Below are 12,729 nucleotides of genomic sequence, written 5' to 3'. Positions count from 1 at the left end.
GGCTTCGCGAGGAACTACGCGCCGACCAGCAGCTCCCGAATCCGCTTTTGCCGGTAGCCGAAGATCCGCGCGAGCTGGGCGCGGACGAGCGGGTAGGCCACCTCCCCGAACGGCGCCAGCGGGAGCGCCCACAAGACCACGTCGTCCATCTGGGTGCCCGGCCGGCCGTCAGGCCCGGCGGCCTCGACGAACGTGTGCGTGTGGTGCCACCGCCGGTACGGGCCCCGGAGCTGCTGGTCGACGAACCGGTACGGCGGCTCCCACGTCACGATCTCGGTCCGCCACCCGAAGCGGACGCCGAACAGGCCCAGCCGGTACTCGATGAGCGCGCCCTCGCGGATGTCGATGGGCCGGGGGGTGACGATCTCGAAGGCCAGCTCGGGCGGCGTGATCCGTTCGAGGTTCTCGGCGTCGGCGAAAAAGTCGAACACCTCGCGGCGCGGGCGCGGGAGCCAGGTGGTCGTGTGGAGGCGGTGCGTCACGGTGGGGCGGGAGGGAGGGCCGGGCCAACCCCGGAGCCCCGGCACGGGTCCGGGCGGGTAGCTTGCGGCTCCTCTTCCTGGCCCCATGTTTTCTCCCGACACCTTCGCCGACCGGCGGGCCGCCTTGGCCGACGCCGTGGGCTCCGGCCTCGTCGTGCTCCTGGGCAACGAGGCCGCGCCGATGAACTACCCGGCGAACCACTACCCCTTCCGCCAGGACGGCTCGTTCCGCTACTACGCCGGCGCCGACGCGCCCGGGCTCGCACTCACGCTCGACGCCGACTCGGGCCAGGCTACGCTCTACGGGACCGAGGCGACGATGGAGGACCGCGTGTGGGACGGCGAGCGGCCGTCGGTCCGAGAGCGGGCCGAGGCGGCGGGCATCCCGCTCACGGCTCCGACCGAGGCGCTCGCGGCGGCCGTGGCCTCGGCGCAGCGGGCCGGGCGGACGGTCCACGTGCTCCCGCCGTACCGGGCCGAGCAGCGGCTCCGGCTGGCGGCCTTGCTCGGCGTCGCCCCCGAGGCCGTCGAGCCGTCGCCGGCCCTCATCGACGCCGTGATCGCTCAGCGGCTGGTCAAGTCGCGCGAGGAAGTCGCCGAGATCGAGCACGCCCTCGACATCGCCGACGAGATGCACCGGACGGCCATGTGGATGGCCCAGCCCGGCCGGACCGAGTTCGAGGTGGCCGCGGCCGTCGAGGCCGCCGCCGCGTCGCGCGGGGCCGTCCTCTCGTTCCCCGCCATCCTCACGACGCGCGGCGAGGTCCCGCACCACCACGCCGGCGGCCACACGCTGGCCGAGGGCGACCTCCTCTTGCACGACGCCGGCTGCGTCACGCCCGAGTCCGGCTACTGCTCCGACGTCACGCGGTGCTCGCCCGTCGGCGGGACGTTCACCGACCGCCAGCGCGACGTCTACTCGCTGGTCCTGGAGGCGCAGGAGGCGTGCGTCGCCGGGTGCGCGCCGGGCGTCTCGTTCCGCGACCTCCACGACCTCGCGTCGCGCACGCTCGCCGAGGGGCTCGTCGGGCTTGGCCTCCTCCGCGGCGACACCGACGAGATCGTGGCCCAAGGCGCCCACGCGCTCTTTTTCCACCATGGCCTGGGCCACCCGATGGGCCTGGACGTCCACGACCTCGAAGGGCTGGGCGAGGACCGCGTGGGCTACGCCGACGAGGCCGAGCGGAGCACCCAGTTCGGGACGCAGTACCTCCGGTTCGCGCGCGCGCTCCGCCCGGGCCACGTGATGACCGTCGAGCCCGGCCTCTACTTCAACGGCGTCCTGATCGACCTCTGGCGCTCCGAAAAGCGGTTCGCCGAGTTCGTCGACTACGACCACGCGAAGCGGTGGGTCGGCTTCGGCGGCGTCCGCATCGAGGACGACGTGCTGATCACCGACGGCGGCCACCGCGTGCTCGGGCCCGGCATCCCGAAGGCGATGGCGGACGTCGAGGCCGTCGTCCAGAGCGGGGCGGCATGAGGCCCGTCGTCACCGTGGGGCTCCGGCCGGGCGCGCTCGACGCGGCCGAGCGGTTGGGGCGGCCCGTCGTGGCCGTGGTCGAGAAGCCGCCGGGGCCGAAGACGGCGGCCCGGCTGGCGGGCGTCGTCGAGGCGGAGTTCGGCGCGCCGCCCGACCGCTGGCGCCGGGTGGCCGACGACCTCCGCGCGCTCGACCCGGCGGCCGTGGTCGCGCTGACGGAGCGGTCCGTCGTGCCGGCCGCGCGCCTCCGACACGCGCTCGGGATGGGCGGGCTGACGGTCGAGGCCGCCGTCCGGTGCAGCGACAAGCGGGCCATGAAGCGGGCCGCGCGAGCCGCCGGCCTGGCCTGCGCCGACGTGGTCGAGGCCGACGACGGACTGACGGGCGCCGAGGTGGTCGAGCGGCTCGGCCTCCCGCTCGTGCTCAAGACGGCCGTCGGGTCGGGGGGGCGCGGCACGCGCATCGTCGTCGACCCGGCCGACGTGCCGGGCCGGCTCGCGCCCGGCGAGATGGCCGAGTCGTTCGTCGACGGCGTCGAGATGAGCGTCGAGACGTTCGTGATCGACGGCGAGACGGTGTTCGCGAACCCGACGGCCTACCTCGCGCCGGGCTGGGCCAGCCTGGTCCCGGCCCCGCTGGCGCCCGACGTCCGCGACGCCGTGCTCGCCCACGCCGAGGCCGCGCGCCGCGCGCTCGGCGTGACGTCGGGGATGACGCACCTGGAGGCGTTCCTGACCCCCGACGGCCCCGTGTTCGGGGAGCTCGCGGCGCGCCCGCCCGGCGGCCACCTGATGCCGCTCCTCGGCCTGGCGTACGGCGTCGACCCGTGGGAGGCCGTGCTCCGGGTCGCGCTCGGCGAGACGCCCGAGCTGCCCACGCGAGCCGACCGCGTGGCGGCAGCCCGGATCCTCCACCCGGGCCCCGGCACGGTCCGCGCCGTCGAAGGCGTCGAGGCCGCGCGCGCGATGCCGGGCGTCGAGGCCGTCTCGGTCCGCGTCCGCGCGGGCGTCGAGGTGGGCCCGCGCGAGGGGACGGGCCAGGAGGCCGGCCACGTGATCGTGACGGGCGCGACGGCGGCCCAAGCCGAGGCCCGGCTGGCGGCGGCGGCGGCGGCGGTCCGGATCGAGGTGGCGTAGCGGGACACGGACGAGCCGCCGGGCGTACCCGGCGCGCTCCTCTCCTCCAGCCATGGACGACGACCTGACCCCGCTCCTCTACCGGCTCCAAGACCTCCGCCAGCGCGCGACCTACGGGGCCGTCGCCGGCGTCGTCGGGGCCTCGCCGCGGTCGGTGATGCGGGGGCGGCCTCGCGACCCGCTCCACTCGTGGGTCGTCAACGCCCAGACCGGCCGGCCGACCCACTACGCCGAGCACGACGTCCACCAGGACCTGCTCGCGACCGACCACGTCGTCCGCGACGCCGACGAGCTCCGCGCGTTGCTGGACCGGGCAGGGTAGGGCGCGACCCGCCGGGCCGCCCCCGGGGGCCGGTAGAGCGGCGCGACCCGCAGCCGACCGAGTGGGGGGGACGTCATCCCGTGAGAAGCACCTTCCCCCAGCGGCCGTGCGCGGTCGACCGGCGGACGGCTTGGGCGACATCGGCCAGGTCGAAGGTCGCGTCGACGGGGAGCGTGAACACGCCCGCGACGGCGTCGGCCGCGAGCTCGGAGAGGGCGTCGCGCAAGACGTCGGCGTTCACGCGCCCCGCCCACCGCGTTCGCCAGACACCCGAGACGTGCACGTCTCGGTAGATGAGCGCCGCCGGCGACACCGGCAGCGGCGCGCCGCTCAGGGCCCCGTAGACGACGTGGGCCCCGCCCTCGCGGACCACCGACAGCGCCAGCGCCCCGACGTCGCCCGCGACCGGGTCGAACACGGCCGCCGCGCCGCCTGCGCCGACGGCCTCACTCAGCGCCGCCCGCGTCTCGGCCGTGTTCGCGTCGGCCACGACGACGGTAGCGCCGAGCGCTTCGAGCCGGTCCCGCTGGTCGCCGCTGCGGACGATGGCGACGGCGCGGGCTCCGCGCGCGAGCGCCATCTCGGCCGCGATCCGGGCGACGGCGCTGGCGCCGGCCGTCTGCACCAGCACGTCGCCCGATCCGAGGTCGGCGACCCGGCAGAGCAGCCGGGCCGTCAACGGGTTGACGAAGAGCTGGGCCGCGGCCTCGTCCGCCAGCGCGTCCGGGACCGGGAAGGCCTCCGCCTCGGGCAGCACGACGGCTTCCTGCCACGTCGGCGCCTCGCCCAGCTTGATCGCCCGCTGCCCGACCGCCAGCGACACGCCCTCGCCGACGGCGTCGACCACGCCGAACCCCTCGTTGCCGCCGACGGCCGGCAGCGCTCGCGAGCGGCCGTACGTGCCCTTGACCATCGACAGGTCGGCCGGGTGGACGGGCCGGTGCGTCAGTCGGAGGCGGACGTGGCCGGGGCCGGGCTCGGGCGTCGGCACGTCGTCGAGCTGGAGGACGTCGGCCGGCGGGCCGTGGCGGTGGAAGCGGACGGCGCGCATCGCGACGGGATCAGCGTGAGAGAAACGGAATCAACCGTGTCCGGGTGGAGGCGCGGTGGCGAGGCGGACGACCCTCACCCTGTCCCTCTCCCAGGGGGAGAGGGGACGCCGCGGCCGGCTTCTCCGTCAGGCCTCTCCACCCGGACGCGCCAGACGGCGACGGCCTGCGCCAGCGCGCTCCCGACGAGGACCGCCAGCGGCCCGGCGACGAGCATCATCCCCAGCAGCGTGCGGTACCCGTAAGCGATGGAGTCGCCCAAGTCGTCGGCCGTCATCACGATCGCCGCGAAGGCGACGCCGCCGACGATGCCGCCCAAGACCGAGCCGGGCAGGGCCCGCCACGCGCTCTTCCCGGCCCGCGCCGCCAGCCGGCCGGAGACGAACCCGAAGAAGACGGCCACGATCAGCCCGGCGACGACGCCCGCGACGCGGAGCGGGACGCGGAGCGCCGGCGCGGGCGCCCGGGCCGAGACCGCCAGCACGTCGCCCGGGACGCCGCGGAACCGGCCGACGAGCGCGTCGCCCTCACGGCGGAGGGGGAGCGAGGCCGCGAGGTCCCAGCCGTCGGGCGCGCGGACGGTGACGTCGAGCTGGCCGAACCCGCCCCACAGCCGGGCCGGCGCCAGGCTGTAGGCGAGCTGCCAGACCCGGTTCGGGTGGCCCCCGTCGTCGTACGTGCCCAGCCGGACCCGGTACCGGACGCGAACCACGTGCTGTCCGGGCGGGACCGTGACGGCGAACCGGAGCCCCCGCGCCGCGCCGACCCCGTCGTCGGCTTCGTAGGGCACGGCGTCGCCGTCGAGCGCGGGCGTCCGGTCCGCGACCCGCCACGACGGGGGGACCGCGAGCGCGTCGACCCGCTGGGCGGCGACGGGCCGGCCGTCGAGCCACACCTCGGCCGCGTCGACGTCCTGGCCGAGCGCCACGAACTCGAGGGGGACGACCCGCGCCCCGCCCGTGTTGACGATCCGGTACTCGGCCTCGACGACGCCGAACGGGCGGCCCCGGCCGAGCGGGCGGAGGTCGAGCGCCAGCGTCTCCCGCGCGATGCGCAGGCCGTCGAGCGCGGCGGCGGGCTCGCCGGCCGGCGTCCCGGGCGTCGCCGGGGTCGCCATGTTGGCGCGGGCCGTCGGCGCGGCGGCGAGGAGGGCGAGGGCGAGGACGCGGGCGGTCATCGGCGGCGCTTGGCGCGGGCGGTGGGCGTGGCGTCGAGCGGGTTCTCGGGCCAGTGGTGCTTGGGGTAGCGGCCCCGCAGGTCCTTGCGGACGTCGAAGTAGGCGTCGCGCCAGAACGAGGCGAGGTCGGCCGTGACCTGGACGGGCCGCTGGGCCGGGCTCAGAAGATGCATCAACACGGGCAGCCGCCCGCCCAGCACGCGCGGCGTCTCCTCCAATCCGAACACCTCCTGCAAGCGGACCGCCAGCACGGGCGCTTGGGGATCGGAGTAGTCGAGCGGGCGGATGGAGCCGCTGGGGACGGTCACGCGATGGGGCGCGAGTCGGTCGAGGTCGGCGCGGGCGCCGGGCGGGGCGAGCTGGCCCAGCACCATGCCGAGGTCGAGCCGGCCGAGGTCGGACAGCCGCGTCATCCCGGCGAGGTAGGGGCCGAGCCAGTCGGCGAGCGTGTCGAGGAGCGCGTCGTCGGAGACGTCGGGCCAGTCGTCGCCGAGGTGGTGGCGCAAGAACGCGAGCCGCTCCCTCAGTCGGCGCGTGTCCTTGGTCCACGGCAGGGCGTCGAGGCCGGCCTGGCGGACGCCCTCGACCAAGCCGGCGGTGACGAGGTGCGGCGCGGGCCGCCGGATCGGCGCCTCCGACAGCACGACGGCGCCCAGGCGGCGGACGCGCGTGGCCGTCACGCGGCCGGCGCCGGCGTCCCAGGCGACGGCCTCGTCGGTCACGATCTGGTCGGCGAACAGCACCTCGATGTTGTCGGCGTCGAGCGGCGCGGCCAGGAAGACGCGCGCGCCACCCCGCCGGTCGTCGAGGTCGCCGACGGCGAGGAACGGCGCGTCGGCCAGGCTCTGGTCGGGGTCGAGGCGGGCGGCTCGGCCCTCGCGCAGGCGGTACCGCGCGCCCTCCGCCGTCTCCCCGACGCGCTGGGCGACGCGGTCGGGGTAGGCCAGGGCGAGGAGGAGGCCGGCCGCGTCGAGATCGCCGGGCCGGTCGGCGCCGTCCCAGGCGCGGCGCCAGCGGCGGGCCTCCTGGCGGGCCCGGTCGAGCGCGCCCCGGTCGAGCCGGACGCCCCGGTAGGTCGCCCTGTTGCCGCCGCGCATCGCCTCGACGCGGAGCCGGAGGTCCACGTCCGGCAGGCGCCCGCCGAACCGGAACACGTCGCGCTCGCCGAGCAGGCCGACGAGGTCGGCGCCGAGCCCGGCGCGGCCTTGCTCGCGGGCGCGCAGGCCGAGGTGGGCCAAGCGCGGGTGCATCGGGAGGCCGGCCATCGCCCGGCCGTGGGGCGTGAGCGCGCCGTCGGGGTCGAGCGCGTCGAGCTCTGCGAGGAGCTCGCGGGCGGACGCGAACGCGGCGTCGGGGGGCGCGTCGAGCCAGTCGAGCTCGTCGGGCCCAGCGCCCCAGGCCGCGAGCGTCAGCGCGAGCGGGGCCAGGTCGGCCTGGGCGATCTCGGGCGGGGCGAACGGCCGGAGCGCCGCCTGCTCCGACTCGCCCCACAGCCGGTAGCCGACGCCCGGCTCGGTCCGCCCCGCGCGGCCCATCCGCTGGTCAGCCTCGGCGCGCGACACGCGGACCGTCTCCAACCGGCTCATCCCGCTGCCGGCGTCGAACCGGGGCCGCCGCGCCAGCCCGGAGTCCACGACGACGCGGACGCCCTCGATGGTCAGGCTCGTCTCGGCGATTGACGTCGCCAGCACCACCTTGCGGCGCCCGGGCGGGGCCGGCGCGACGGCGGCGTCCTGGTCGCGTGCGCTGAGGTCGCCGTAGAGCGGGGCAATCGTCACGTCGCGGGGGACGGTGCCGTCGAGCCTTTCGGCGGTCCGCCGGATCTCGCCCGACCCGGGCAGGAACGCGAGCACGCTGCCGGGCTCGTCGGCGAGCGCGTGGCGGACGGCGTCGGCCACGGCGTCTTCGATGCGGGCCGGCCGGCCGCTGGCGTCGGGGCGCGGGCCGCCGAGGTAGCGGGGCTCGACCGGGAACGTCCGCCCCTCGCTGGTCACGACGGGCGCCCCACCGAGCAGGTCGGCGAAGCGGGCGCCGTCGAGCGTCGCGCTCATCGCGAGCAGACGCAAGTCCGGCCGGAGCAGACGCCGCGACTGGAGCGCGAGCGCCAGCCCGAGGTCGCTCTGCAAGCTCCGCTCGTGGACCTCGTCGAACACGACCACGCCGACGGTCCGCCCGTCGTCCAGCCCGGGGTCGCGGACCAACCGCTGGGTGAGGACGCCCTCCGTGACCACCTCGGCGCGCGTCTGGCGCGACACCTGCGTCTCGCCCCGCACCCGGAGCCCGACCGTCCCGCCGACGCGCTCGCCGAGCTGGCTCGCCAGCCGCCGCGCCGCCGCCCGTGCCGCGATCCGCCGCGGCTCCAGCATCACGATCGTCCGGTCGCCCAGCCAGTCGGCGCCGAGGAGCGCGAGCGGGACGCGCGTCGTCTTGCCGGCGCCGGTCGGCGCCTGGAGCACGGCCACGCCGGCCTCGCCCAGCGCGGCCACCAGGCGCGGCAGGACGGCGTCGACGGGGAGCGGGGGACCGGGGAGGCGGATGAGGGCGGAGGGCGGAGGGCGGAGGGCGGAGGGCGGAGGGCGGAAGGTTCCACGGCGTGACTGAAAAGGTTCCAGCGTACCGTGCCCGTCCGCCTCTGCCATTTCCCATTTCCCCGTTCCCAGTGCCCGCGAGCGGAGCGAGCGTCCCCGGGGACAAAGCGGCCGGTGCCGAGTACGAGCGGCGATCCGCCTGCCGCCCATGTCCCCGTCCGTCCGCCTCCGCGTGCTCTGGGAGCGCTACGTCGCCCCGACGCGGGCCGAGCGGGACCCCGGGTTCCGGGCCGTCTTGGACAGCGCGTCGGTGTTGGGGATGCGGGTGGCCGGGCTGTTCGGGATCGTAGCCCTGCTCGGCGTCGGCGTGTCGGCCGGCGTGACGTCGATCCTGGGCGGCGACGGGATGCGGGGGGCGACGGTCCAGATCACGCAGGCCCTCTCCGAGAAGCTGTTCGTCTACGCCGTGGCGACGGTGTTCCTGGTCGTCGCCCGGTTCCGGCCGGGGCTGGTGCTGAGCCGGGCGCTGCTCGCCCTCTACGTCGTCGCCGGGGCCGCCATCCTGACCTCGGGCGACATCGCCCGGGGCGACCTGGAGTTCCTGGCGGCGTGGCTCTCGCTGCTGTTGCTGTTCACGGTCGGGACGGTCCCGTTCCAGCCGGTCCAGACGCTCGCGTTAGGCCTGCTCATCACCGTCATCCACACGGTCACGGTCGCCCTCGCCAACGACGGGGCCACGATGATCGACGTCGGCGAGGCCGTCCGGCGGATGTCGTACCTCGTGCTCGTGACGTTCCTGTGCACGGCCATGAGCGCGGCGCTCTACGCCGGCCGCCAGGCCCAGTACCGGGGGACGCTGCGGCTGTCGCGGCTGCGCGACCGGCTCCAGGTCCGGGGCGGGCAGCTCGAGGCCCGCAGCGGCGAGCTCGAGGCCCAGCAGGCCGAGCTCGAGGCCTCGCTCGCCCGGCTCGAAGCGGCCCAGGCCCAGCTTATCCAGCAGGAGAAGATGGCGTCGCTGGGCCAGCTCACGGCCGGCGTGGCCCACGAGCTGAAGAACCCGCTCAACTTCGTCAACAACTTCGCCCAGCTCCTGGTCGAGCTCCTGGACGACTTCGAGGACGAGGTCCGCGAGGACGAGGCCCGGCCGGTCGGCGAGGCGCTCGCCGAGTCGGCCGACCTGCTCGACGACTTGCGGTCGAACGCCGTCAAGATCCGCGAGCACGGCCGCCGGGCCGACGGGATCATCCGGTCGATGCTGGCCCACAGCCGCTCGACGCCGGGCCCGAGCCGGCCGGCCCCGGTCAACAGCCTGCTCAAGGAGTACGTCGGGCTGGCGTACCACGGGATGCGGGCCGAGCACTCCGGGTTCAACGTCGACCTCCAGACCGACCTCGACCCGGCCGTGGGCGAGGTCGAGATGGTGCCCGAGGAGATGGGCCGCGTGTTCCTCAACCTGCTCGACAACGCGCTCCAGGCGCTCCGCCAGCGGGCGGCGACCGCCGGCGACGGGTTCGAGCCCACGCTCACTGTCACGTCGCGGCCGTGGGGCGAGGGCGGCGTCCGCGTCCGGATCGCCGACAACGGGACGGGCATCCCGGAGGAGGCGCGCGAGCGCGTGTTCGAGCCGTTCTTCACCACCAAGCCGACCGGCGAGGGCACGGGCCTGGGGCTGTCGCTGGCCTACGAGATCGTCGTCCACGGCCACGGGGGCGAGCTGTCCGTCGAGACGGCCGAGGGCGAGGGGACCACGTTCACCGTCGCCCTGCCGGGGCCCGACCGCGCGCCGGTCGGCCAGCCCGACGCCTCGGTGGCCGCGTCCGAGGGCTAGCGCTTTGCGCGCCGGGGCGACTCGCCGGGTCGCGCCCTGCCGAAGATCCACCGACTCTGGGCATGCGTGCGGAGGGCTCCCGTCGCCGACGTCGGTCGGCCTCCCGGCCCGTTCCCGCGAGCTCCGGCGCGTCCTCGGTGCGCTTTCGGTGAGGAGGTGGAGGCCGGTGGGGTCGAGGCCGATCTTGGGGGGACGTCCCCCCGACCCAATGCGCTTCGCTTCTCTGCTCGTCCTCCTCCTGCTCCCCGCGTCCGCGGCGGGGGCCCAGACCCAGACCACGCTCTACCCGGGCCTGTCCGGCGCCGAGCTCCGCGCGGCCATCCGGGCCGACTTCGCGCCGGCCCTGACGCTGGGCTACGGCCCGGCCCGGGACCAGCTCTACACCTACGAGCAGGCCGCAACCGGCGAGGTCTGCGGCGTCTACACCCGGTTCTGCATCGAGCTCTCGCCCGACGCCGACCCCTCGTCCGACGCCTACAGCAAGGGGATCAACGCCGAGCACACGTGGCCCCAGTCGAAGGGGGCCGGCTCGGAGCCGGCGCGGAGCGACCTCCACAACCTGTTCCCGGCCAAGAGCAACGTGAACTCGTCCCGGGGCAACCACCCGTTCGCCGAGATCCCCGACGCCCTCACCGACCGCTGGTACCGCGAGGACCAGACCTCGACGACCCGGCCGGCCGTCGGCGCGGTCGGGTGGAGCGAGATCGACTACGACAACCCGGCGCCCGGCTTCTCGGCCCGGTTCGAGCCCCGCCACGACCACAAGGGGAACGCGGCCCGCGCCGCCTTCTACTTCGCGACGATCTACGCCGCCCAGGTCGCGGCCAACGACGGCGACCCCTTCCTCGCGACGATGCTGGACGACCTCGTCGACTGGCACTACGCCGACCCCGTCGACGCTCGGGAGGCCGCCCGCTCGGAGTGGATCGCCTCGAAGCAGGGGACGCAGAACCCGTTCACGCTCGACTCGACGCTCGCCCGCCGCGCCTTCGACCAGTTGTCGACCGACCCCGATCCCGACCCGGACCCGACCCCGGGAGGCGTGATCTGGGTCAACGAGTTCCACTACGACAACGCGGGCAGCGACGCCGGCGAGGGGGTCGAGGTCGCCGGGCCGGCCGGGACGGTCCTGGACGGCTGGACGGTCGTCGGGTACAACGGCAACGGCGGCGGCGCCTACGCCACGGTCGCGCTCTCGGGCACGGTCCCCAGCCAGCAGGGCGGGTTCGGGACCGTGTGGACGCCGGTGCCGGGCTTGCAGAACGGGAGCCCCGACGGGATCGCGCTGGTCGGCCCCGACGGCGTGGTGGCCCAGTTCCTCTCGTACGAGGGCGTCGTCGTCGCGGCCGACGGCCCGGCGGCTGGCCTGACGTCGGTCGACGTCGGCGTGGCCGAGAGCGGGACGACGCCGGAAGGTCACAGCCTCCGCCTGGTCGGCGACGGCTCGAGCGCGGGCGACTTCGCCTGGACCGGGCCCGGGCCGGGGTCGCCGGGCCAGCCCAACCCTGGGCAGACGTTCCTCCCGCCGCCGGCCGCCGGCGTCGCCTGGATCAACGAGTTCCACTACGACAACCGCCGCGTCGACCTGGACGAGGGCGTCGAGGTCGCCGGCACGCCGGGCCTGAGCTTGGACGGGTGGACGGTCGCGCTCTACGGCCGCGACGGCGACGTCTACCATACCGCCGCGCTCTCGGGCACGATCGACGACGAGGGCGGGCTGGGCGCCGTCTGGTTCGACCAGCCGGCGATGCGGAACCTCGGCCCCGCCGGGCTAGCGCTGGTCGACGCCGGGGGCACGACGGTCGAGTTCCTGTCCTACGAGGGCACCATCACGGCGACGGCCGGGCCCGCGGCCGGCCTCACCTCGGCCGACGTCGGCTTGGTCGAGGACAACTCGACGCCGTACACCCGGTCGATCCAGCGGCTCGGTCGCGGGACCACGGCCGCCGACTTCACCTGGCGCGGGCCGCGCCTCCACTCGCGCGGGTCGCTGAACGCGAGCCAGTCGGTCCCACCGTCGGTCGCCGCCGCCGTCGGGCCCGCGGCCTCGTCGCAGGTTGCCGACGTCGTGGACGTCGCGCTCTACCCGAACCCGACGTCGGGCCCGGCGACGGTCGCGCTCCTCCTGGACGCGCCCGCCAAGGTCACGGCCGAGGTCGTCGACGTGCTGGGCCGCCGGGTGGCGCTCGTCGAGGCTGGCGAGCGAGCCGTGGGGGTCGTCCAGGTCGACCTCGACTTGGCCCGCGTCCCCGCCGGCGTCTACCTCGTCCGGCTGACGGCCGGCGACCGCGCCGTCGTCCGGTCGCTGACGGTGGCGCGCTAGAGTGAGTCGACACGAGTGGGGCGCACGCCCGTCCGGGCGTCGGCAGACGTGAGAAAGGCGGCCTCCGCTCGATGCGGAGGCCGCCTTTCTCAAACGAGGGGTGCCCAGGACTGGACTCGAACCAGCACGGATTTTACTCCACACGCCCCTCAAGCGTGCGTGTCTACCAATTTCACCACCTGGGCAGGGTGCGCGCGAGGCGCCGGAAAGAACGTGGCCGAAGGGTGACCCCGGTAGGGCTCGAACCTACGACCCGCTGGTTAAAAGCCAGCTGCTCTGCCAACTGAGCTACGGGGCCAAGCCGCGCGGCGGGCGCCGCATCGGTGCGGTGGGCAGACGACCAAACTAGGACGCGCCCGGCCGCTCGGGCAACGGGCCCGTGTGGAGCGCCCGCAAAGACGCGG

Annotated in this window: 9 protein-coding genes and 2 tRNA genes; 5 read left to right on the top strand and 6 right to left on the bottom strand. The window is 75.6% G+C overall.

What is annotated here, in order from left to right:
- Nucleotides 1–14 precede the first annotated feature (14 nt).
- Nucleotides 15–482, bottom strand: a complete 468-nt coding sequence (locus tag ACOOHE_RS15355; RefSeq protein WP_420454958.1) for an SRPBCC family protein — start codon at nt 480–482, stop codon at nt 15–17.
- An 85-nt stretch (nt 483–567) separates the two neighbouring features.
- Between ACOOHE_RS15355 and ACOOHE_RS15350 the strand changes: the two genes are divergently transcribed.
- From ACOOHE_RS15350 to ACOOHE_RS15340, 3 genes are read left to right on the top strand one after another with little or no spacing between them, the layout of a single operon-like run.
- On the top strand, nt 568–1,962 hold the full coding sequence (locus ACOOHE_RS15350; RefSeq protein WP_420454957.1) for an aminopeptidase P family protein: 1,395 nt from the start codon (nt 568–570) through the stop codon (nt 1,960–1,962).
- Complete coding sequence (locus ACOOHE_RS15345; RefSeq protein ID WP_420454956.1) at nt 1,959–3,098, top strand: ATP-grasp domain-containing protein; 1,140 nt, start codon at nt 1,959–1,961, stop codon at nt 3,096–3,098. The genes ACOOHE_RS15350 and ACOOHE_RS15345 overlap by 4 nt, the downstream gene beginning before the upstream one ends.
- A 52-nt stretch (nt 3,099–3,150) precedes the next feature.
- Entirely contained in the window at nt 3,151–3,420 is a 270-nt protein-coding gene (locus ACOOHE_RS15340) for a hypothetical protein (RefSeq protein ID WP_420454955.1), read from the top strand.
- Nucleotides 3,421–3,493: 73 nt separating this feature from the next.
- Here ACOOHE_RS15340 and ACOOHE_RS15335 read toward each other — a convergent pair whose 3' ends face one another.
- The 3 genes from ACOOHE_RS15335 to hrpB form a co-directional block, all read right to left on the bottom strand.
- A complete protein-coding gene (locus ACOOHE_RS15335; protein ID WP_420454954.1) occupies nt 3,494–4,471 on the bottom strand; it encodes a zinc-dependent alcohol dehydrogenase family protein in 978 nt (325 codons plus the stop codon).
- Between the two features lie 74 nt (nt 4,472–4,545).
- Nucleotides 4,546–5,646, bottom strand: a complete 1,101-nt coding sequence (locus tag ACOOHE_RS15330) for a hypothetical protein (protein WP_420454953.1) — start codon at nt 5,644–5,646, stop codon at nt 4,546–4,548.
- Entirely contained in the window at nt 5,643–8,285 is a 2,643-nt protein-coding gene (gene hrpB / locus ACOOHE_RS15325) for an ATP-dependent helicase HrpB (protein WP_420454952.1), read from the bottom strand. The genes ACOOHE_RS15330 and hrpB overlap by 4 nt, the downstream gene beginning before the upstream one ends.
- A gap of 97 nt (nt 8,286–8,382) precedes the next feature.
- Here hrpB and ACOOHE_RS15320 point away from each other — a divergent pair, with 97 nt between their 5' ends.
- Nucleotides 8,383–10,002 (top strand): sensor histidine kinase, encoded by a 1,620-nt coding sequence (locus ACOOHE_RS15320; protein WP_420454951.1) that lies wholly within the window; start codon nt 8,383–8,385, stop codon nt 10,000–10,002.
- Nucleotides 10,003–10,210: 208 nt separating this feature from the next.
- Complete coding sequence (locus ACOOHE_RS15315; RefSeq protein ID WP_420454950.1) at nt 10,211–12,325, top strand: endonuclease; 2,115 nt, start codon at nt 10,211–10,213, stop codon at nt 12,323–12,325.
- Nucleotides 12,326–12,426: 101 nt separating this feature from the next.
- Here ACOOHE_RS15315 and ACOOHE_RS15310 read toward each other — a convergent pair.
- Together ACOOHE_RS15310 and ACOOHE_RS15305 are read right to left on the bottom strand one after the other, a co-directional pair.
- Nucleotides 12,427–12,510: transfer RNA gene (locus tag ACOOHE_RS15310), tRNA-Leu, on the bottom strand.
- A 40-nt stretch (nt 12,511–12,550) separates the two neighbouring features.
- Nucleotides 12,551–12,623: transfer RNA gene (locus ACOOHE_RS15305), tRNA-Lys, on the bottom strand.
- Nucleotides 12,624–12,729: the final 106 nt, after the last annotated feature.

It is taken from the genome of Rubrivirga sp., assembly GCF_965213695.1.
Classification (GTDB): domain Bacteria; phylum Bacteroidota; class Rhodothermia; order Rhodothermales; family Rubricoccaceae; genus Rubrivirga.
This window is presented reverse-complemented; position numbering and strand designations above follow the sequence as displayed.